General features: G+C 71.4%; 15 protein-coding genes. 9 read left to right on the top strand and 6 right to left on the bottom strand.

What is annotated here, in order from left to right:
- Window positions 1-8 precede the first annotated feature (8 nt).
- Window positions 9-1172, bottom strand: coding sequence for a nucleotide disphospho-sugar-binding domain-containing protein (locus BCF44_RS04490; RefSeq protein ID WP_147328386.1), 1164 nt, complete (start codon window positions 1170-1172; stop codon window positions 9-11).
- 405 nt (window positions 1173-1577) lie between these two features.
- On the opposite strand from BCF44_RS04490, the gene BCF44_RS04485 reads away from it, so the two are divergent.
- The 9 genes from BCF44_RS04485 (at window position 1578) to surE (ending at window position 14827) form a co-directional block, all read left to right on the top strand.
- Window positions 1578-1775, top strand: coding sequence for a hypothetical protein (locus BCF44_RS04485; protein ID WP_116172714.1), 198 nt, complete (start codon window positions 1578-1580; stop codon window positions 1773-1775).
- Complete coding sequence (locus BCF44_RS55295) at window positions 1772-2605, top strand: hypothetical protein (RefSeq protein ID WP_170217319.1); 834 nt, start codon at window positions 1772-1774, stop codon at window positions 2603-2605. Before BCF44_RS04485 ends, BCF44_RS55295 begins: the two co-directional genes overlap by 4 nt.
- A gap of 10 nt (window positions 2606-2615) precedes the next feature.
- Entirely contained in the window at window positions 2616-3509 is an 894-nt protein-coding gene (locus BCF44_RS04480; RefSeq protein ID WP_170217318.1) for an HAD-IIB family hydrolase, read from the top strand.
- Between the two features lie 45 nt (window positions 3510-3554).
- On the top strand, window positions 3555-4811 hold the full coding sequence (locus tag BCF44_RS04475) for an ABC transporter ATP-binding protein (RefSeq protein WP_116172909.1): 1257 nt from the start codon (window positions 3555-3557) through the stop codon (window positions 4809-4811).
- On the top strand, window positions 4811-5686 hold the full coding sequence (locus tag BCF44_RS04470) for an ABC transporter permease subunit (protein WP_116172712.1): 876 nt from the start codon (window positions 4811-4813) through the stop codon (window positions 5684-5686). The genes BCF44_RS04475 and BCF44_RS04470 overlap by 1 nt, the downstream gene beginning before the upstream one ends.
- Before the next feature lie 135 nt (window positions 5687-5821).
- Window positions 5822-9415, top strand: a complete 3594-nt coding sequence (locus BCF44_RS04465) for an ABC transporter ATP-binding protein (protein ID WP_170217317.1) — start codon at window positions 5822-5824, stop codon at window positions 9413-9415.
- A gap of 559 nt (window positions 9416-9974) precedes the next feature.
- The gene (locus tag BCF44_RS04460) at window positions 9975-13679 is read left to right on the top strand and encodes a multifunctional oxoglutarate decarboxylase/oxoglutarate dehydrogenase thiamine pyrophosphate-binding subunit/dihydrolipoyllysine-residue succinyltransferase subunit (RefSeq protein ID WP_116172711.1); all 3705 of its coding nucleotides are present in this window, start codon (window positions 9975-9977) and stop codon (window positions 13677-13679) included.
- Window positions 13680-13821: 142 nt separating this feature from the next.
- Window positions 13822-14004, top strand: coding sequence for a DUF6104 family protein (locus BCF44_RS04455; RefSeq protein WP_116172710.1), 183 nt, complete (start codon window positions 13822-13824; stop codon window positions 14002-14004).
- A gap of 70 nt (window positions 14005-14074) precedes the next feature.
- On the top strand, window positions 14075-14827 hold the full coding sequence (gene surE / locus BCF44_RS04450) for a 5'/3'-nucleotidase SurE (RefSeq protein WP_116172709.1): 753 nt from the start codon (window positions 14075-14077) through the stop codon (window positions 14825-14827).
- Here surE and hutI read toward each other — a convergent pair.
- The 5 genes from hutI to hutH are packed head-to-tail and all read right to left on the bottom strand — an operon-like array spanning window position 14787 to window position 21592.
- Window positions 14787-15935, bottom strand: a complete 1149-nt coding sequence (hutI, locus tag BCF44_RS04445) for an imidazolonepropionase (protein ID WP_116172708.1) — start codon at window positions 15933-15935, stop codon at window positions 14787-14789. The genes surE and hutI overlap by 41 nt on opposite strands.
- Entirely contained in the window at window positions 15920-17230 is a 1311-nt protein-coding gene (locus BCF44_RS04440) for a formimidoylglutamate deiminase (RefSeq protein ID WP_246014821.1), read from the bottom strand. The genes hutI and BCF44_RS04440 overlap by 16 nt, the downstream gene beginning before the upstream one ends.
- Window positions 17227-18411 carry an allantoate amidohydrolase gene (locus tag BCF44_RS04435; RefSeq protein WP_116172706.1) on the bottom strand — a complete coding sequence of 395 codons (1185 nt, stop codon included), beginning with the start codon at window positions 18409-18411 and terminating at the stop codon, window positions 17227-17229. Before BCF44_RS04435 ends, BCF44_RS04440 begins: the two co-directional genes overlap by 4 nt.
- Complete coding sequence (gene hutU / locus BCF44_RS04430) at window positions 18411-20057, bottom strand: urocanate hydratase (protein ID WP_379801649.1); 1647 nt, start codon at window positions 20055-20057, stop codon at window positions 18411-18413. Before hutU ends, BCF44_RS04435 begins: the two co-directional genes overlap by 1 nt.
- Window positions 20057-21592: a histidine ammonia-lyase gene (gene hutH / locus BCF44_RS04425; protein ID WP_116172906.1), complete on the bottom strand. Its 1536-nt coding sequence runs from the start codon at window positions 21590-21592 to the stop codon at window positions 20057-20059. Before hutH ends, hutU begins: the two co-directional genes overlap by 1 nt.
- Window positions 21593-21669 lie beyond the last annotated feature (77 nt).

Below are 21669 nucleotides of genomic sequence, written 5' to 3'. Positions count from 1 at the left end.
CATGAGGATCAGCCCACCAGTTCGACGAGTCGGGACACGAGTGCGGCCGGCGCCGGCTGGGCGGCGATCTCGGCCTTGACCTCGGCGGCCGTCGCGGCCAGCGAGGTGTCGTTCAGCAGCCGGTCGAGGTCGTCCGCGCCGATGCCGGCCCCGTCGCTGTCGATCTCGAAGCCGGCGCCGCGCTTGGCCACCTCGTGGGCATTGTGGAACTGGTCGGCGCCGTGCGGCACGACCAGCTGCGGCAGGCCCATCGCCAGCGCGGTCATGGTGGAGCCGGAGCCGCCGTGGTGGATCACCGCAGTGCTGGTGGCCAGCAGGGCGTTCAACGGCGTGTACGGCACCGGACGCACGTTGGCCGGCAGCGAGCCGAGCTGCGCGGCGTCCGCGTCGCCGAGCGTGACCACGAATTCGGCGTCGACGCCGCCGGCGACGTCGGCCAGCCACTGCAACGAGCCGAGGCCGGCGAAGCCGGGGACGACCGTGCCCAGCGTGACGACCACGCGCCGGCGTTCGGGCTTGCGCACCAACCAGTCCGGCAGCTGGCCGCCGCCGTTGAACGGCACGTACCGCAGGGACCAGCCGACCTCCGGCGTGCCCATGCTCGGCGGGGCCACGTTGAGCAGGCCGCGGCGCTCGGGCGGGCCGGCCACGCCGTGCCGGCGATAGGTGTCGGCCAGCAGCTCGGCCATCTGCGGGACCCGGTCGGCCAGGCTGAACATGCCGAACGCCTGCTCCACCGCCGGCACGCCGAGCTTGGCCGCGGCGAGCGGGCCGGCGCCGTCCATCGGCGAGTGCAGCACCAGGTCGGGCCGCCAGTCCTCGGCGACCGCCACGACGTTGTCGGCGACCACGTCGGACTGCGGCGCGAACAGCCGCATCCCGATGCCCGTGAGCTTCTCGAAGCTGCCGGACCGGGCGGCCTCCCTGATCGTCTGCTGGATCTGGGCGACGTCCAGCGACTCGCGCGCGGACTGCATCAGCCGCTCGAACGCCTCGTGGCCGTGCGTCTCGACGACGTGCAGGCCGGACGCGGCCAGCATCGGCACGTGCTCGGCGCTGCGACCGGCCATGGCCAGCAGCACGTCGTGACCGGCGGCGCGCAGCGCCCAGGAGATCGGCACCATCGGCAGCATGTGCCCGAGGCCGGGCGAGGCGGTGACCAGAACCCTCATCGGTACCCCCAGGTTAAAAGAGATGGGAAACACCCACAATTTAGCGGGCGAACGAAGGTCACGTCGAGGAGGTTGCGAGAGTGAGCCCGGTCACGAACCATGGGCGGAGAAGGGCATAAAGGAGCGGCCCGCTCAACCAGCCTGGGGGTCACTGGGAGCGGGCCGCCATCAACAGCTTAGGGTCTGCGACCCCGATTTGCCTCATGTTTGGGCGAGATCTGTCGAAAAAATCTTGTGTGCAGCCACTCGAACGGGTGAACGCACGTGCAAACGGGTGAAACCCTGCCTCGCGGACTGTGTGAACTGCCCCGATCGGCCGATGTGTGTCGGGTGTGTGCCGCCAGCCCTGCGCGACCGACGTGACACGAATCTGGGTGGCACACCCTGGAGCATCCGGAGACGTCGATGAGTGAACCCCGTTGGTGGGTGGACTGCCTGGACCCCTTCGGCCGGGACCGAGCCATGACGGTGATCGTCGACCGCGGCCAGGTGCTGCTGGTCGCCCCGCCGGGCGAGACAGCGGTGCTGTCGCCGCAGCAGACCAGGCGGCTGCACCGTGCGCTGGACCATGCCGCCGACACCGCGGGAGGACTGGGGGAATGAGCACCGTCGACGACGGGATGCGGCGCGCCGTGCTGCGCCGGCTCGCCGCGCTCGACCAAGCCGCCGAGCAGACCAGCGCCGGCACGCTGGCCCCGCTCGCGCGCGCCGAGTTGCAGCGGCTGGCGGACGGCTGGCGGCTGCTGCTCGAAGTGCACACCGCCGACGAGGACGGCCGCTGCCGTGCCTGCCCCGGCCGGCTGCGCAAGCGACGCTGGCCGTGCAAGGTGTGGCTGCTGGCGCACCAGCACCTCATCGGCGACGGCGCCCCGCAACCGCGGCCGCGCAGCGGTGTGCGCAATCCGTTCCGCCGCGGTGGGCGGCACAGCAAGCAGGCCGACGGCACCGCCGTGCAGGGCGTGCGGACGCGGCCGCTGCCGGCCGAGGCGCACCGCATCATGACCATCCCGCCGGAGATCCCGGCCGAGATGACCATGGAGATGCCGGCGCTGCCGGCCGGGCCCAGCGGCTACGCCGCCATCGCGCCGCCCCCGCCGCCGGCGATCGCCAGCTCGGGGCCGTTCGCCACCGTGCACATCGTGGACGACCCGACGTGGCCCGCGCCCGGCGAGTACGTGGACCGTCCGGACGCCCCGGCGCTGGCCCGCCTGGACCCGGTCCTCGCCTTCGGCGGGGTGCTGCCCGCGCCGCCGCCGGAGCGGCCGGAGCCGGTCGCGGCGACCCAGCATCACCCGCTGGAGGGCCAGTTGGTGGCGGAGGTCGAGGTCGCCCCGCCGCCGCGCGTCGAGCTGCTGGGCGAGCCGGACGCGGAGACCACCGAGATGCGGCGCGTGCTGGAGGAGTACTGGCGGGAGTCGCCGGCCGCGAAGTGATGCAGGGAAGGTGGCTTTCCCTGCAAAGATCGGGGCGGTGAGCTGGCTTACCGCACCGGGACACCTGCTGGTCTGCGATCTGGACGGGACGCTGCTGCGTTCCGACACGTCGCTGTCCGACGCCGCCCGCGACGGGCTGAACCGGCTCGTCGCGGCCGGCGTCGCGCTGACCGTGGCGAGCGCCCGCAGCACCGAGGCGATGCGGCCGCTGCTGCCCGGCGTGGACGTGCGGCTGCCGGTGATTGAGCACAACGGGGCGTACATCTCGGACCTGCGCACCGGAGAGCACCTCGTCACCAACGCACTGGACCCGGCGGTCGCCGACAAGGCGGTCGAGCTGCTCGGCGACCCGATCGTGACGAGCTGGGACGGCCGCCGGGACCGCGTGCACTTCGGCCCGGACCTCAATCCCGGCGCGGGCTGGTTCATCGGGGAGAAGCGCCGCTACCGCGACCCTCGGCTGACCGAGTCCGCCGACCTGCGGGCCGTCGCCGCCCGGGAACGGGTCGTCATGCTGTGCTCGTACGTGCCGGACGAGCAGGCGCCGGCCGTCGCCGAGACCGTCCAGGCCGCCGTCGGCGACGGCGCGCGAGTGTGGGCGGCGCTCAACTCGTACAGCCCGGGGTGGTCGGAAGTGGTGGTGCAGAGCCCGCTGGCCACCAAGGGCGCGGCGATCCTCGAGCTGCGGCAGCGCTTGGATCTCGACGGCGAGATCACCGTGTGCGGCGACCACGTCAACGACCTGCCGATGTTCGCGGTCGCCGACCGCCGGATCGCGCCCGGCAACGCCCGGCCGGCGGTGCGCGCGGCCGCGTCGGTGGTCACGGGAACCAACGACGATGACGGAGTCGTCACATATCTGGCGGATCAACTCGCGATCTCACGGCGAGCAGCCGGTGAATAGGGTATGACCGGGGCACCCGAACGCACCGGCACCTGGGAGGAACACGTGCACGACGGCAGTGGCCGCATCGTGGTGCAGGGCCTGAGCAAGCAGTTCGGGCCGATCATCGCGGTCAACAACCTCAGCTTCACCGTGGAGCCGGGGTCGGTCACCGGCTTCCTCGGGCCCAACGGCGCGGGCAAGACCACCACCCTGCGCATGCTGCTGGGCCTGGTGCGACCGACCGCGGGCGGCTCGACGATCAACGGCCTGCCGTTCGAGCAGCTGGGCAACCCCGGCCGGGTGGTCGGCGCGGTGCTGGAGGCGCAGGGCTTCCACCCGACCCGGACCGCGCGCAACCACCTGCGGGTCTACGCCACCGCGATGGGCGTGCCGGACGAGCGGGCCGACCAGGTGCTGGCGCTCGTCGGCCTGTCCGAGGCCGGCCACCGCGCCGCCGGCAGCTTCTCGCTGGGCATGAAGCAGCGGCTGGCGCTGGCCACCGCGCTGCTCGGCGACCCGCAGGTGCTGGTGCTCGACGAGCCGGCCAACGGCCTGGACCCGGAGGGCATCGCCTGGCTGCGCGCCTTCCTCCAGTCCTTCGCCCGCACCGGCCGCACGGTGCTGATCTCCAGCCACCTGCTGGCCGAGGTCGAGCAGACCGTGGACCAGGTCGTGATCATCAGCCGCGGCCAGACCGTGTACTACGGCGGCCTGGACTACCTGCGGCAGTCCCAGCAGAGCCGGGTGCTCGTGCAGGCCGCCGACCCGCAGGCGCTGGTGACCAAGCTCCAGGAGGCCGGCGTCAACGCCGTCGAGCCGACGCCGGACGGCCGGCTGGCGATCACCGGCGTGGACCGCAAGACCGTCGCCGACACCGCCATGGCCGCCGGCATCGCGCTGTACGACATCCAGCAGGAGAACGTCGACCTGGAGCAGCTGTTCTTCCGGCTGACCCAGGGCCAGTACGCCGGCCAGCAGCCGCCGCCCGGCTACGGCCCGCCGCCCGGTGGCGGCTGGGGTCCGCCGCCCGGTCCGGGCTACGGCCCGCCGTCCGGCGGCTACGCGGCCCCGACCTATGCGCCGCCGCAGGGCTACCCCGGCACGCCGCCCCAGGGCACGCCACCCGGGTACGCGCCGCCCGGTTACGCCCCGCAGGGCACGCCGCCGCAGGGCTACGCCGCCCCGCAGCCGGGGTACGCCCCGCCCCAGGACTACGTGCCGCCGCCCGTCGATCCCCAGCAGTACCAACAGCAGTACCAGCCGCAGGCGGCCCCGCCGCCCGAGCAGCCGCCGGGTGGCGGCTGGGGAGGTAACGCCTGATGGGCCGGCTCATCTCCGCCGAGTTCCGCAAGATCCTCACCACCAAGATGTGGTGGGCGCTGCTCATCCCGACGGTGGCGCTGGCCGCGCTGTGGAGCATCGGCGGCAACGCGCTCGTCGGCGCGATCGTCGACCAGACCGACCAGTCGGAGATCGCCGGCGCGGTGAAGGCCAACGTCAGCAACCTGCCGTGGTCGACGCTGATCTTCGCCCGCACGGTCAACATCAGCGCGCTGTTCCCCATCGTGTTCGGCGCGCTGGCGGTGTCCAGCGAGATCAACCGCCGGACCATCACCACCAGCTACCTGACCGCGCCCAACCGCGGCACCCTGCTCGGCGCCAAGCTGATCACGTACGCGATCTGGGGCCTCGCCTTCGGCGTCGTGATCACCGGCGTGGACAGCATCGGCATGGCCATCGCCTCCCACCCCGAGCAGCTGCCCGACGCGGTGAGCTGGCTGGAGATCGCCGGCACCGGCATCCTGTCGTGCATGCTCTGGACGCTGCTGGCCATGGGCATCGGGGCGCTGTTCGGCAGCCCCATCGCGGCGATCATCTCGCTGCTGCTGTACACGCTGCTGGTGGAGAACCTGATCGGTTTGGTGCTGCCGGACAACTGGCCCGGCATCCTGATCAACGGCTCCGCCGACGGGCTCACCGGCTCGGTCGCGGCGCAGCTGATCGTGGACAAGGTGTCGACCATCAGCCCGTACTTCAACCAGGAGGCGCAGGACGCGGCCTCCAACATCGCCCGCACCCTCGCGGGCGCGCGTGGCGCCTTCGACTGGTGGATCAGCGGCCTCATCTTCGCCGCCTGGACCGCCGCGTTCGTGGTCGGCGGCTGGTTCATGAGCAAGCAGCGCGACATCACGTAACCCACCCACCTCTTTTTTCGCCACATGCGCTTCCTACTTGGCACCAGGTGCCAAGTAGGAAGCGCATGTGGCGTTTTTCTGGCGGCTCCGGGAAGTGCCGGGCATGATCAAGGCCGCGCACCGTAAGTTACTTCTGTGTCCGAACGAACTGGTTGGGTGCGACGGCTGTCGGCGGCGTGCTGGCGGCATCCGGTCGTGGTGGTGCTGTCGTTGGGCGCTGCCGTCCTGGGCGTGGGCCAGCAGGCGGTGGCGCCGCTGGTGGTCCGGCTCGCAGTCGACGACGCGGTGGCCGGCACGACCACCCGCCTCGGCTGGCTGATCACCGCCCTGATCGGCATCGAGCTGCTGACCTTCGTCACCGCCTTCCTGCGCCGCTACCTGGGCGGACGGCTCGCCCTGGACGTCCAGCACGACCTGCGCCGCCAGGTGTTCGGCGCGATGCAGCGGCTGGACGGCGGCAAGCAGGACGAGCTGCGCACCGGCCAGGTGGTGTCCCGCTCGATCAGCGACCTGAACCAGGTGCAGGGCCTGATCTCGATGGCCCCGTACGCGCTGGGCAACATCGCCTTCGTGGCGGTCGCCGTCGGCGCGATGCTGTGGCTGTCGCCGTTGCTGACGGTGATCGCCCTGATCGTGGTGCCGGCCGTGGTGTTCGTGGCGATCCGCAGCCGCCGCACGCTGTTCTCGGCCACGTGGCACGCGCAGCAGCAGGCGGCCGACGTGGCGCAGCACGTCGAGGAGACGGTGACGGGCGTCCGCGTGGTGAAGGGCTTCGGCCAGGAGGGGCGGGAGATCGCCGGCCTGGAGGGGCTGGCCCGGCGGCTGTTCTCGTTACGGATGCGCGCCGCGCGGCTGACGTCGCCGCCGACGGCGACGCTGGGCGCGATGCCGCTGTTCGGCCAGATCGCGGTGCTGGGCCTCGGCGGCTGGCTCGCGCTGAACGGCCAGGTCACGCTGGGCACCTTCCTCGCGTTCGCCAGTTACGTGACGGGCCTGCTGGGGCCCGCGCGGTTCCTGGCGGCGGCGATGGTCACCGCGCAGACGACCAAGGCGAGCGTGAAGCGGGTCAACGAGCTCATCGACTCGCAGCCGGACGTCAAGGACGGCGTCGGGGACGTGCCGGACGGGCCGCTCGCCGTCGAGCTGGACGACATAACCTTCGGCTACGCCCGCAGCGAGCCGGTGCTCGACCACGTGTCGCTCAAGGTCGAGCCCGGCGAGACGCTGGCGCTGGTCGGCACCGCCGGCTCCGGCAAGTCGACGGTTTCCCTTCTGCTGCCCCGCTTCTACGACGTGCATGCGGGCGCGATCCGGGTCGGCGGCGTGGACGTGCGGCAGCTGCGGCTGCATTCGTTGCGCAACGCGGTGGGGGTCGTGTTCGAGGAGGCGTTCCTCTTCTCGGACTCCATCCGCGCGAACATCGCATACGGACGACCAGATGCAACCGACGCGGAGGTCGAGGAGGCGGCCCGCGCGGCGGAGGCTCACGAGTTCATCGCCGCGCTGCCCGAGGGTTACGGGACGACGGTCGGCGAGCGTGGCCTCACGCTGTCCGGCGGCCAGCGGCAGCGCATCGCCCTCGCCCGGGCGCTGCTGTCGGCGCCTCGCGTGCTCGTGCTGGACGACGCGACGTCGGCTGTGGACGCCGTCACCGAGGCGGCGATCCACGACACGCTCAAGGCCGTCACCGCGCAGCGCACCACGCTTCTGGTGGCACACCGTCGTTCCACGCTCGCGCTGGCGGACCGCATTGCCGTACTGGACGGCGGCAACGTCGTGGACGTCGGCACGGAGGAGGAGCTCAACGCGCGCTGCGCGCTGTTCCGCGAGCTGCTGGCGGGCCCCGGCGAGGCGATCGAGGACACGCACACCGACGTCGCATCGGCGGAGCTGTGGCCGGAGGTCGAGCCGGAGCAGGAGGACGTGCCGGATCTCGTGCCGCTGCCCGAGGCGACGGAACAGCCGAACCTGAGCCCCGACACCGGCGCCACAGACCGCAAGTTCGGGTTGGTGTCGCTGCTGCGGCCGGTGCGCTGGTCGCTGCTGCTGGTGGGCCTGCTCGTGACGATCGACGCCCTCAGCTCGATGGCACTGCCGGCGCTGGTGCGCTACGGCGTGGATGACGGCGTCACGCGGGGCACGATGAGCGCATTGTGGATCGCTACCGGGCTCGGCGCCGGCATCGTCGTCGTCAACTGGGTGAACACGCGCCTGGAGACCGTCATGACGGCTCGGGTCGGAGAGCGTCTGCTCTATGTGTTGCGGGTACGCAGCTTTGCGCATCTGCAACGGCTCGGCCTGGACTACTACGAGCGTGAGCTCGCCGGCCGCATCATGACCCGCATGACCACGGACGTCGACGCCCTGTCGACGTTCCTCCAGACCGGTCTGGTGACAGCGGCGGTGAGCGCGCTGACGATCGTGGGCATCGCGGTGGCACTGCTCGTCACGGACATCGGGCTGGCGCTGGTGTCGATGGCGGCGATCCCGATTCTGGCCGTGGCGACGTACTTCTTCCGCAAGGCGTCCTCCGCGGCGTACGCGCAGGCGCGTGAGCGGGTCAGCGTCGTGAACGCCGACCTCCAGGAGAACGTGTCCGGCCTTCGGGTCACGCAGGCGTTCACGCGTGAGCAGTACTCGGCGCGGGAGTTCGGCGAGCGCAGCCTCGCCTACCGGACCTCACGGCTGCGCGCACAGCGCTACATCGCCGTGTACTTCCCTTTCGTGGCGCTGCTTTCCGGTGCGGCGCAGGCGGCGGTGCTGGCGGTCGGCGCGTACCGCGTGGCCAGCGGCGACCTCAGTGCCGGTGCGCTGCTGGCGTTCCAGCTGTACCTCGGGCTGTTTTTCGCGCCCGTGCAACAGCTGTCCGGCGTGTTCGACGGCTACCAGCAGGCGATGGTCGGCCTCAAGCGCATCGGCGAGCTGCTGCACACGCCGTCGTCGATCGTGCCGCCCGCGAAGCCCGTGCCGCTGCCGTCGACGCTGCGCGGCGAGATCGAACTGCGTGACGTGACATTCCGCTACGAGGGCGCCGCAACGCCCGCACTGGACGGCGTGAGCCTGCACGTTCGCGCCGGCGAGACCGTCGCGCTCGTCGGCCGCACCGGCGCCGGCAAGTCCACGCTCGTGAAACTCGTCGCGCGGTTCTACGACGTGACCGGCGGTGCCGTGCTCGTCGACGGCGTCAACGTGCGTGACTACGACCTGGACGCCTACCGCGGCCGGCTCGGTGTCGTGCCGCAGGAGGCGCACCTGTTCGTCGGCGACGTCGCCGACAACGTGCGCTACGGCCGTCCCACCGCGTCCCGCGACGAGGTCACTGCCGCCGTACGTGCCGTCGGCGCGCTGCGACAGGTCGCCGGTCTACAGCATGCAATGCACCAGCAGGTCGGCGAACGCGGCCAGGCGCTGTCGGCCGGTCAGCGCCAGCTGGTGGCCTTGGCCCGTGCCGAGCTCGTCGACCCCGCGATCCTGTTGCTCGACGAGGCCACCGCCGCGCTGGACCCGGCCACCGAGGCCACCGTGCTGGCCGCCAGCGAGCGCCTGGCCGGTCGGCGGACGACCTTCGTGGTGGCGCACCGCTTGGCCACCGCCGCCCGCGCGGACCGGATCGTCGTGTTGGAACAGGGCCGGATCGTCGAGCAGGGCACCCACGCCGAGCTCCTGGAGGCCGGCGGCCGCTACGCCGAGATGTGGCGCACGGGAGCCCACCTAGACGACGCCGCGTAACCCGCCCAGGTACCACCTGATGCAGGGAAGGACGCCTTACCCGCGTTCAATGCAGTGAAGGCGTCCTTCACTGCATCAGGAGTCACCCGAAAGTGCACGTGCAACGGATGGGGCGAGTGGGGGTGACCGACGAATGCGAGGCCCGGCGATGCTTCGCCCGGTTGGCGCAGGTCACGCGCCGCCACTCGACGCGCCGGACCACCGTGCCGATGCGGCGCTTGACCTGTGGCAAGGGCGAGGCATCGGCCACCGAAGGGGCCGAGCCGCGACGCCGAAGGCGGCGCCAAAAGCCCAGCGCCGGGGCTTGAGGGCATATCAAACGTGGTTCCGGCCACAGTTGTTCCCCGTGCAAATGCACGGCTGAAACGATCCAGTTCCCTAAGCCCTGCTCAACATCGCCGGTCAGAAGGCCGGGACGGTGGGAGAATCTGGATTGATCATGTGATCCACCTGACGTTGTGCGCGCTTGGCTGTGTGTGAAGCGACCTACGCGGAGTACTAGCCTTGCTGCGGAGTGAGTCAGTACCACTAGCGAGATAGATAGAGGCGAGCGCCAGCCGTGTCCAGCTCCAGCTCTGCGTCGCAGTTCGGCCCGAACGAGTGGCTGGTCGAGGAGATGTACGACCAGTTCCTCGCCGATCCGTCGTCGGTCGACCCGGCGTGGCATGACTTCTTCGCCGACTACAAGGCGACGCAGCGCAGCACCGCGGCCAACGGCGCCAGTGCCGCCACCGCGACGGCCACGGCCACGGCCACCACCACGGCCCCGCCGGCCGCCCCGGCCAACGGCCGGGTCGCCACCCCGCCGGCCCCGCAGCCGGCCGCGCCGGCCGCCGCCTCCACCCCGGCCGAGACGACGCTGCCGAGCACCAAGCCGACGCCGGCCGCCTCGGCCACCGCCGCCCCCGTGAAGCCGGCCGCCGGCTCCGAGGTGAAGGTGCTGCGCGGCGCCGCCGCGGCGATCGCCCGGAACATGGACGCCTCGCTCACCGTGCCGACCGCGACCTCCGTGCGCGCGGTCCCGGCGAAGCTGCTCGCGGACAACCGCATCGTCATCAACAACCACCTGAAGCGGACCCGCGGCGGCAAGGTCTCCTTCACCCACATCATCGGGTACGCGCTGGTCAAGGCGCTCGAGTCGTACCCGAACATGAACAACTCCTACGGCGTGGTCGACGGCAAGCCCTCGATCATCACCCCGGAGCACGTGAACCTGGGCCTGGCCATCGACCTGCCCGGCAAGAACGGCCAGCGCACGCTGGTGGTGGCGGCCATCAAGAACTGCGAGACGATGACGTTCACGCAGTTCTGGCAGGCCTACGAGGACCTGATCCGCAAGGCCCGCGGCGGCGGCCTGACCGCCGACGACTTCGCCGGCAGCACCATCCAGCTGACCAACCCGGGCACCATCGGCACCAACCACTCGGTGCCGCGGCTGACCGCCGGCCAGGGCGCGATCATCGGCGTCGGCGCCATGGAGTACCCGGCGCACTTCCAGGGCACCAGCGAGAAGGCCCTGGTCGAGATGGGCGTCAGCAAGATCATGACGCTCACCTCGACCTACGACCACCGCATCATCCAGGGCGCCGAGTCCGGCGAGTTCCTGCGCCGCATCCACCAGCTGCTGCTCGGTGAGAACGGCTTCTACGACGACATCTTCACCTCGCTGCGGCTGCCCTACGAGCCGATCCGCTGGGTCGAGGACCTGCCCGAGGGCTCGGTCGACAAGACCGCCCGGGTGATCGAGCTGATCGACGCGTTCCGCTCGCGCGGCCACCTGATGGCCGACACCGACCCGCTGAACTACCGGCAGCGCCGGCACGAGGACCTGGACGTGCTCTCGCACGGCCTGACCCTGTGGGACCTGGACCGCGAGTTCGCCGTGGGCGGCTTCGCCGGCCAGGAGAAGATGAAGCTGCGCGACATCCTCGGCGTGCTGCGCAACTCCTACTGCCGCACCGTCGGCGTCGAGTACACGCACATCCTGGAGCCCGCCGAGCGGCGCTGGCTCCAGGAGCGGGTCGAGGTCGTGCACGAGAAGCCGCCGGCCACCGTGCAGAAGTACATCCTGTCCAAGCTGAACGCGGCCGAGGCCTTCGAGACCTTCCTGCAGACCAAGTACGTCGGTCAGCGGCGGTTCTCGCTGGAGGGCGGCGAGACGCTGATCCCGCTGCTGGACGCGGTGCTGGACAAGGCGGCCGAGCACGAGCTGGACGAGGTCGTCATCGGCATGCCGCACCGCGGCCGGCTGAACGTGCTGGCCAACATCGTGGGCAAGCCGATCTCGCAGATCTTCCGCGAGTTCGAGGGCAACCTCGACCCGGGCCAGGCGCACGGCTCCGGCGACGTCAAGTACCACCTGGGCGCCGAGGGCAAGTACTTCCGGATGTTCGGCGACGGCGAGACCAAGGTGTCGCTGGCCTCCAACCCGTCCCACCTGGAGGCCGTGGACCCGGTGCTGGAGGGCATCGTCCGGGCCAAGCAGGACCTGCTGGACAAGGGCACCGAGGGCTACACCGTGCTGCCGGTGGCGATGCACGGCGACGCCGCGTTCGCCGGCCAGGGCGTGGTCGCCGAGACGCTGAACCTGGCGCTGCTGCGCGGCTACCGCACCGGCGGCACCGTGCACGTCGTGGTGAACAACCAGGTCGGCTTCACCACCAACCCGGAGCACTCGCGGTCGTCCAAGTACTGCACCGACGTGGCCAAGATGATCGGCGCGCCGGTCTTCCACGTGAACGGCGACGACCCGGAGGCCTGCTACTGGGTGGCCAAGCTGGCCGTCGAGTACCGGCAGGCGTTCCACAAGGACGTCGTCATCGACATGATCTGCTACCGCCGCCGCGGCCACAACGAGGGCGACGACCCGTCGATGACCCAGCCGGCGATGTACGACATCATCGACACCAAGCGCTCGGTGCGGAAGACCTACACCGAGTCGCTGATCGGCCGCGGCGACATCTCCGTGGACGAGGCCGAGAAGGCGCTGCGCGACTACGCCAGCCAGCTCGAGCACGTCTTCAACGAGGTCCGCGAGCTGGAGAAGCACCCGGTCAAGCCGACCAACTCGGTGGAGTCCGAGCAGCAGGTGCCGGCGAAGGTGCCGACCGCCGTCTCCGCCGAGACCGTGGCCCACATCGGCCAGGCCCAGATCGATCTGCCGGAGGGCTTCAACGCCCACCCGCGGGTGAAGCCGGTGCTGGAGCGCCGGGCGCAGATGGCGCACGAGGGCGGCATCGACTGGGGCTTCGGCGAGCTGCTCGCGTTCGGCTCGCTGGTGATGGAGGGCAAGACGGTCCGGCTGTCCGGCCAGGACTCCCAGCGCGGCACCTTCGGCCAGCGGCACTCGGTCGTCATCGACCGCAAGACCAGCGCCGAGTACACGCCGCTGCAGAACCTGGCCGAGAGCCAGGGCAAGTTCATGGTCTACGACTCGGCGCTGTCGGAGTTCGCGGCCGTCGGCTTCGAGTACGGCTACTCGGTGGCCAACCCGGACGCGCTGGTGCTGTGGGAGGCGCAGTTCGGCGACTTCGTCAACGGCGCCCAGTCGATCATCGACGAGTTCATCTCCTCCGGCGAGGCCAAGTGGGGCCAGCGCGGCAACGTCGTGCTGCTGCTGCCGCACGGCCTGGAGGGGCAGGGCCCCGACCACAGCTCCGGCCGCATCGAGCGATTCCTCCAGCTGTGCGCCGAGGGCTCGATGACCGTCGCCGTGCCGTCCACCCCGGCCAACTACTTCCACCTGCTGCGCCGGCACGCGCTCGACGGTGTGAAGCGGCCGATGGTGGTCTTCACGCCGAAGTCCATGCTGCGCCTCAAGGCCGCCGCCAGCTCCGTCGAGGACTTCACCACGGGCCGGTTCATGTCCGTCATCGACGACCCGACGCAGCCCAGCCCGGAGCAGGTCGACCGGCTGCTGCTGTGCAGCGGCAAGATCTACTACGAGCTGGCCGCCGAGAAGGCGAAGCTGGGCGCGAACAACGTCGCCATCGCCCGCATCGAGCAGCTCTACCCGCTGCCCGAGCGCAAGCTGGCCGCCGTGCTCGACCGGTACCCGAACGTCAGCGACATCCGCTGGGTGCAGGAGGAGCCGGCCAACCAGGGCGCGTGGCCGCACCTGGGCCTGGTCATCCCGGAGGCGCTGCCGCAGGTGCAGGGCAAGCTTCGCCGCGTGTCCCGCCGCCCCATGGCCGCCCCGGCCTCGGGCTTCAGCAAGGTGCACGAGGTCGAGCAGCGCGACATCATCACCAAGGCCTTCGCGTGAGGTTGTAGTTCCCGGGCGGCCGCGAGGTCGCGCCGGTCTCTGGAGCCGCTCGCCGGAAAATCGCAACTTCTCAGCGATTTTCCGGACTAGGCGAAGAGACCGGCGCGACCTCGCCCGCCGCGGAACGCGGCGAAAGGACACTGTGTACTTCACCGACCGTGGCATCGAGGAGTTGGAGAACCGGCGCGGCGAGGAGGAGGTCACCCTCGCCTGGCTCGCCGACCGCCTGCGCGCCTTCGTCGACCTGAACCCCGAGTTCGAGACCCCCGTCGAGCGCCTGGCCACCTTCCTCGCCCGCGACGACTCCGACGACCTCGACGACTGAACCCCCGCGAGTCGCGCTCTCAGACACACCGAATGTAGATCTGAGGCAGGTCATTGGGTACGACTGACGTGTGAACTCTCTCCGCGTACTGGTCACCAATGACGACGGCATCGACTCGCCCGGCCTGATCGCGCTGGCCCGCTGCGCGGTGGAGCTGGGCCACGAGACGATCATCGCCGCGCCCAGCGTCGAAGCCAGTGGCACCGGCGCCGGGCTGACGGCGTCGGGCGGACACCGGCAGGTGGCGCTGTCGCGGCGAACCATCGAGGAGCTGCCGGGGGTGCCGGCCTACGCGGTCGACTCGCACCCTGGCCTGATCGCGCTGCTGGCCTGCCGCGGGGCCTTCGGCGGCCGGCCGGACCTGGTGCTGTCGGGCATCAACTTCGGCGCGAACATCGGCCGGGCGCTGATCCACTCGGGCACGGTCGGCGCGGCGCTGACGGCCCACGTCAACGGGATCACGGCGCTGGCGGTGTCGCTGGACGTTCACTGGGATCCGCCGGGCACGCCGCTGTGGGACGTCGTCGACCCGTACGTGAAGGACGTCCTGGGCTTCATCGAGCCGGGCACGGTGCTCAACCTGAACGTGCCCAACCGGCCCGACCCGGGTCCGCTGCGCTGGGCCACGCTCACCAGGTACGGCCGGGTGCAGAGCCGAATCGTGAACCAGGACGACGACGTGATCGAGCTCCAGACGGTGATCCTGGACGACGAGGTGGAGCCGGACTCGGACGCGGGCCTGCTGGAGGCGGGCTACGCGACCGTGACCGAGCTGCGGTCGGTCAGCGCTGTCGAACGCCCGCGCGCCACACCGCCCAGGTGAGCGGCACGCCGGGGCGGTAAGCGAGGTGCGTGGTGGACGGCGCGTCCAGCACGTGCACGTCGGCCCGTGAGCCGGGCCGCAGCACGCCGACATCGTCGCGGCGCAGGGCCTGCGCGCCGCCGAGCGTGGCGGCACGCACGGCCTCCTCGACGGTCATGCGCATCTGGAGCACGGCGGTGGTGACGCAGAACGCCATCGACGACGTGTACGACGAGCCAGGGTTGCAGTTGGACGCCAGGGCGACGGTGACGCCGGCGTCGAGCAGCGCCCGCACCTCAGGCAGCGGCTGCCGCGTGGACAGGTCGCACGCGGGCAGCAGCGTGGCGACGGTGTCGGAGTCAGCGAGGGCGGCGACGTCGGCGGGCGTGAGGTACGTGCAGTGGTCGACGCTGGCGGCGCCGACCTCCACGGCCAGCCGCACGCCGGGACCGGGCCCGAGCTGGTTGCCGTGCACCCGAAGCCCGAGGCCCTTCTTGCCGGCGGCGGTGAGCACCGTCCGCGACTGGTCCTCGTCGAACGCGCCGGTCTCGCAGAACACATCGGCCCAGCTCACATGCGGCGCGACGGCGTCGAGCATCGGCCCGCACACGAGGTCGACGTACTCGTCGGCCTTGGCGCCGGGCGGCACCAGGTGCGCGCCGAGGAAGGTGACCTCGTCGGCGTACTGGCCGGCCAGCACGGCCGAACGCAGTTCGTCGGCGACGGTCAGGCCGTAGCCGGTCTTGGTCTCGATGTACGTGGTGCCCTGCGACACGGCCTCGTCGACATGTTTGCGAAGGCCGGCGGCCAGTTTCGCGTCGCTGGCGGCCCGCGTGGCGTCGACCGTGACGGCGATGCCGCCGGCGGCGTAGGGCTGGCCGGACATCCGCGCCCCGAACTCGGCGGTGCGGTCGCCGGCGAAGACCAGGTGCGTGTGGCTGTCCACCCAGCCGGGCAGCACCGCGCGCCCATCGACATCGACGGATTCGTCGGCGTCCGGGGCGTCGGCGGCGGCGCCGACCCAGGCGACCCGGCCGCCGTCCAGCACGAGGGCGGCGTTGCGCAGCTTGCCCAGCTCGGCGTCGTTGGTGGTCAGCTCGCCGATGCCGGTGACTAGTACTGCCGCCACAGTTCCCCCATCACGTCCGCCAGCAGAGGTCCTACCTCCCCTAGCGTCGCATGACGGCCCCCGGTGGCCACAACCCGCCCATCGACTATTACCGTGTCCACATCGGACGAATTCGCGGTAAGCAGAATCTGTTCCGGACGGGAACCCGCCGTTCGTACGGAATCCAGGCGGACCGCGACCAGATCGGCCGGCGCGCCGGCGGCGATGCGGCCGGCCTCGGGCCAGCCCAGGCAGGCATGCCCGGCGGTGGTGGCCGCGGCCAGCAGCTCCTCGGGGCTGAACCGACCCCGCTGGCCGGTGCGCAGCCGCTCGCCGTGTTCAAGCGCCCGCGTCTCGACGAGCGGGTCGATCACGACATGTTGGTCGCTGCCAAGGGAAAGCGGGCTGCCGGCGTCGACGAGCTCCCGCGCCGGGCCGATACCGTCGGCGAGGTCCGCCTCCGTGGTCGGGCAGAAGCAGGCGGTAGTGGCACTCCCACCGAGAAGCGCACGGTCACCCTGGGTGAGATGCGTGGCGTGCACGGCGGTCGTCCGCGGCGACAGCGCGCCGGCCTCGGCCAGCAGCGCGGTCGGCGTTTTTCCGTACGCGGCAAGGCAAGCCTCGTTCTCCGCCGGCTGCTCGGAGAGGTGGACGTGCAGCGGTCCGCCGAAGTCGGCGACGTCGGCCAACTGGTCGCGCGGCACGCCTCGAACGGAGTGGATCGCAGCACCCACCCGCATCACTTTGTCCGACTTCAGCGCGGAAACCCTTGCCGCCCAGCGGGTTACGTCGCCGTCGCTGAAGCGGAGCTGGGTGCCCTCGAGGTCCTTGCCGATTCCGCCGGCCACGTAACAGGTGTCGAGCAGCGTGATGCGAATTCGTGCCGCTGCGGCAGCTTCCCGCAGCACATGGCCCATCTCGTTCGGATCGGCGTACGGGGTGCCGCCGGGACCGTGGTGCAGGTAGTGGAACTCGCCGACGCACGAGATGCCGGCGACGGCCATCTCCGCGTAGACGGCGGTGGCCAGCTTCAGGTAGCTCTCCGGCGTCAGCCGCTCGGCGAGCTGGTACATCGCCTGCCGCCAGGTCCAGAACGTGCCGCCATCGGCGTGCGTGCGGCCGCGCAGCGCCCGGTGGAACGCGTGCGAGTGCGCGTTGGCGAAGCCCGGCAGCACAACACCTTGCAGCATCACGGCATTGACCGGAATTGTGTCCGTTGTGGACACCGATTCGATCCGGCCGTCGTCGCCGACGTACACGAGCACGCCGGCGACCACACCCTCGGGCAGCCAGGCCCGCTCACACCAGTAGATCACGACGTCAGATGCTCCAAGGTCGTCGCCAGCGCGGCGACTCCGGCCTCGCAGTCGTCCGGCTCCGCGTACTCCTCCGGTGCGTGACTGACGCCGGTCGGGTTGCGTACGAACAACATCGCGGTCGGCACCCGGCTGGCCAGGATGCCGGCATCGTGCCCGGCACCGGTGGGCAGCGCCGGCACGCCACCCAGCACAGTGGACAGATCGTCGCGCAGGACCTCGTCGAACACCACGGTGTCGCCGTACGACTCCTGCGTGACGCGAACCCCGCAGCCCTCCTCGGCGGCCGCCTGCCTTGCCAGCGCTTGAATCTCGGCCACCACCGACTTCGTGGTGGCGTCGTCCGCCGCGCGGGCGTCCAGCCAGACGTTCACCTCGGACGCGATCACGTTGGTGCCACCGGGAACCGGCATGATCCGGCCCACGGTCGCCCGCGCGCCGCCGACGGCTGCCTTGCGGGCAGCCAGAACCAGCGACGCCGCCGGCACCATCGGGTCGCGCCGGTCCTGCATCAGCGTTGCCCCGGCGTGGTTTCCCTCACCGGTGAACGTGAACCGCCAGCGGCCGTGCGCCAGGATCGACGACGCCACGCCGACCGGAACCGTGAGGCCACGCCCCTGTTCCACGTGCAGCTCGACGAAGCATCCGATGCGCGTCAACGCTTCCTCGTCCGGACCGAGGGTCGACGGATCGGCGCCGGCCGCGCGAATGGCGTCCGCCAACGAGATCCCGTCCGGGTCGACCAGCGACCGAGCCCGGTCCGGGTCGATGGCCCCGGTGATCAGCCGGGAGCCGAGGCAGGGCACGCCGAACCGGCCGCCCTCCTCCTCCACGAACACCACCACCGCGAGCGGCTTGCGCGGCACGAACCCCTTGGCCCGCAACACATCCACCGCCGCCAGCGCGGACACCACACCCAGCGGCCCGTCGAACGCGCCGCCGCCGGGCACGGAGTCCAGGTGGCTGCCGGTGATCACGGCGTCCGGGCCGGGTTTTCCCCACCACGCCCAGATGTTGCCGTTGCGGTCGGTCTCCACGTCCAGACCGCGCCGCCGGGCCTCGGCGATGAACCACTCGCGCAGCTCCAGCTCGACCCGGTCGAACCCGTGGCGGGAGTACCCGCCCCGAGTCCGATCCGCGCCCACGTCCGCGATCGCGGCGAGCAGGCCGGTAGCCGTCATCAGTTGGCCTTCATCGGGATCTTGACGCCCCGCTCCTCCGCGACCTGGTCGGCCAGCGCGTAGCCGGCGTCGACGTGCCGCAGCACGCCCATGCCCGGGTCGTTGGTGAGCACCCGCTCGATCTTCTGCCCGGCCAGCGCGGTGCCGTCGGCGACGGTGACCTGCCCGGCGTGGATGGAGCGGCCGATGCCGACGCCACCGCCGTGGTGGATCGACACCCAGGTGGCGCCGGAGGCGGTGTTGACCAGGGCGTTCAGCAGCGGCCAGTCGGCGATCGCGTCGGAGCCGTCGGCCATGCCCTCGGTCTCCCGGTACGGCGAGGCGACCGAGCCGCAGTCGAGGTGGTCGCGGCCGATGACGACCGGCGCGGACAGCTCGCCGCTGGCCACCATCTCGTTGAAGCGCAGGCCGGCCAGGTGCCGCTCGCCGTAGCCGAGCCAGCAGATGCGGGCCGGAAGTCCTTGGAACGCGACGCGTTCGCCGGCCATCTTGATCCAGCGCTTGAGCGGCTCGTTGTCCGGGAACAGCTCCAGGATCGCCTTGTCGGTGGCCGCGATGTCGGCCGGGTCGCCGGACAGCGCCGCCCAGCGGAACGGGCCCTTGCCCTCGCAGAACAGCGGCCGGATGTAGGCCGGCACGAAGCCGGGGAACTCGAAGGCCCGCTCGTAGCCGCCGAGCTTTGCCTCGCCCCGCAGCGAGTTGCCGTAGTCGAAGACCTCGGCGCCGCCGTCCTGGAACTCGACCATCGCCTGCACGTGCTGGGCCATCGAGGCCCGCGCCCGGTCGGTGAACTCCTCCGGCTTCTTGGCGGCGTAGTCGTGCCAGTCGTCCAGACCCACACCGACGGGCAGGTACGACAGCGGGTCGTGGGCCGAGGTCTGGTCGGTGACGATGTCGACCTCGACGCCGCGGCGCAGCAGCTCCGGCAGCACCGCCGCGGCGTTGCCGACCAGGCCCACCGACAGCGCCTTGCGGTCGCGCTTGGCCGCCTCGACGCGGCGGATCGCGTCGTCCAGGTCGGTGGCGATCTCGTCCAGGTAGCGGTGCTCCACCCGGCGCTGGGCGCGCACCGGGTCGACGTCGATGCACAGCGCCACGCCGTCGTTCATGGTGACGGCCAGCGGCTGCGCGCCGCCCATGCCGCCGAGGCCGGCGGTGACGGTGAGCGTGCCAGCCAGGGTCCCGCCGAAGCGCTTCTCGGCGACGGCCGCGAACGTCTCGTACGTGCCCTGGAGGATGCCCTGGGTGCCGATGTAGATCCACGAGCCGGCGGTCATCTGGCCGTACATGGTGAGGCCGGCGGCCTCCAGCCGGCGGAACTCGGGCCAGTTGGCCCAGTCCGGCACCAGGTTGGAGTTGGCGATCAGCACCCGCGGCGCCCACTCGTGGGTGCGCAGCACGCCGACCGGTCGACCGGACTGCACCAGCAGCGTCTCGTCGTCGGACAGCGTGGTCAGCTCGCGGGAGATGGCCTGGAAGCTCGGCCAGTCGCGGGCGGCCTTGCCCGTGCCGCCGTAGACGACCAGGTCCTCGGGGCGCTCGGCGACCTCCGGGTCCAGGTTGTTGTGCAGCATCCGCAGCGGCGCCTCGGTCTGCCAGCTGCGCGCGGTCAGCTGGGTGCCCCGGGCGGCCCGAATCTCGGTCATCAGGAGTTCTCCTCGACGGTGCGCGCGATCAGTCCACTTCGGACGAGCGCTTCGGTGGCCGCGATCTCCGGGGCCAGATGGCGGTCGGGTCCGGGGCCCTGGACGTGCTCCCGGAGCAGGGCGACGACGGCCGCGGTGGCGGGCGCCGGCTTGAGCGGGGCGCGCAGGTCCAGCGCGCGGGCGGCGGTGAGCAGCTCGATCGACAGCACGGTGGTCAGACCGTCCACGGCCTTGCGCAGCTTGCGCGCGGCGGACCAGCCCATGGAGACGTGGTCCTCCTGCATGGCGCTGGACGGGATGGAGTCCACGCTGGCCGGCACGGCCAGCCGCTTGAGTTCGGACACCACGGCGGCCTGTGTGTAGTGCGCGATCATGTGGCCGGAGTCCACGCCCGGGTCGTCGGCCAGGAACGGCGGCAGCCCGTGCGAGCGGGCCACGTCCAGCATCCGGTCGGTGCGCCGCTCGGCCATGCTGGCCACGTCCGCGACCGGGATGGCCAGGAAGTCCAGCACGTACGCGACGGGCGCGCCGTGGAAGTTGCCGTTGGACTCGACGCGGCCGTCGGCCAGCACGGCCGGGTTGTCGATGGCCGAGTCCAGCTCGCGGTCGGCCACCAGCTCGGCGTGCGCCAGCGTGTCGCGGGCCGCGCCGTGCACCTGCGGCGAGCACCGCAGCGAATACGCGTCCTGCACTCGGGTGCAATCAGGACCGCGGTGGCTCTCCATGATCTCGGAGCCGGCGAGGATCTTCGTCATCCGCGCCGCCGACAGCGCCTGGCCGGGGTGCGGGCGCAGCGCCTGGAGGTCCGGCGCGAAGACGCGGTCGGTGCCCAGCAGGGCCTCGACGCTCATCGCCGCGGTGAGGTCGGCGATGTCCAGCAGCTTGGCCAGGTCGGTGATCGCCAGCACCAGCATGCCGAGCATGCCGTCGGTGCCGTTGATCATGGCGAGGCCCTCCTTCTCGGCCAGCGCCACCGGCTCGATGCCGGCCTCGGCCAGGGCCTCGGCGGCCGGCCGCAGTGTGCCGGCGGCGTCGCGGACCTGGCCCTCGCCGATCAGCGCCAGCGCGACCGAGGACAGCGGCGCGAGGTCGCCGGAGCAGCCGAGGCTGCCGTACTCGTGCACGATCGGCGTGATGCCGGCGTTGAGCATGCGGGCCATCGCGTCCACCGTGGACGGTCGGACGCCGGTGTGGCCGGTGGCCAGCGTGCGCAGTCGCAGCAGGGCCAGCGCGCGGATCACCTCCCGCTCGACCTCCGGGCCCGCGCCGGCCGCGTGCGAGCGGATCAGCGAGCGTTGCAGCTGAGCGCGCCGGTCCGGCGGGATGTGCCGGACGGCGAGCGCCCCGAAGCCGGTCGACACGCCGTAGGTGGGCGTCGTCGCGTTGGCCAGCTCCTCGATGTGCGCCCGGGCCGTGGTGACGGCCTCGACCGCGGCCGGTTCCAGCTCGACCGCCACGCCGTCGCGGGCGACCGCGACGACCTCGTCACGCCGCAGCGGCTTCGCGCCGAGCTGCACTGCCTCCGGGTGTGCCATGCGGTCCATCACAGCTGTTGGCGGCCGCTTGCACGAGTCCAGGACGGGTGACAGTGTCTGGGATACCAGACATGGCG

The sequence above is a fragment of the Kutzneria buriramensis genome (assembly GCF_003387475.1).
Taxonomy (GTDB): Bacteria; Actinomycetota; Actinomycetes; order Mycobacteriales; family Pseudonocardiaceae; genus Kutzneria; species Kutzneria buriramensis.
This window is presented reverse-complemented; position numbering and strand designations above follow the sequence as displayed.

Excerpts from the sequence above, each read along its gene's own strand:
- BCF44_RS04435 (WP_116172706.1), bottom strand. The coding sequence starts at position 18,411 with ATGACGGCTACCGGCCTGCTCGCCGCGATCGCGGACGTGGGCGCGGAT.
- BCF44_RS04490 (WP_147328386.1), bottom strand. The coding sequence starts at position 1,172 with ATGAGGGTTCTGGTCACCGCCTCGCCCGGCCTCGGGCACATGCTGCCG.
- BCF44_RS04470 (WP_116172712.1), top strand. The coding sequence starts at position 4,811 with ATGGGCCGGCTCATCTCCGCCGAGTTCCGCAAGATCCTCACCACCAAG.
- hutU (WP_379801649.1), bottom strand. The coding sequence starts at position 20,057 with ATGACCGAGATTCGGGCCGCCCGGGGCACCCAGCTGACCGCGCGCAGC.
- hutH (WP_116172906.1), bottom strand. The coding sequence starts at position 21,592 with ATGGCACACCCGGAGGCAGTGCAGCTCGGCGCGAAGCCGCTGCGGCGT.
- BCF44_RS04485 (WP_116172714.1), top strand. The coding sequence starts at position 1,578 with ATGAGTGAACCCCGTTGGTGGGTGGACTGCCTGGACCCCTTCGGCCGG.
- BCF44_RS55295 (WP_170217319.1), top strand. The coding sequence starts at position 1,772 with ATGAGCACCGTCGACGACGGGATGCGGCGCGCCGTGCTGCGCCGGCTC.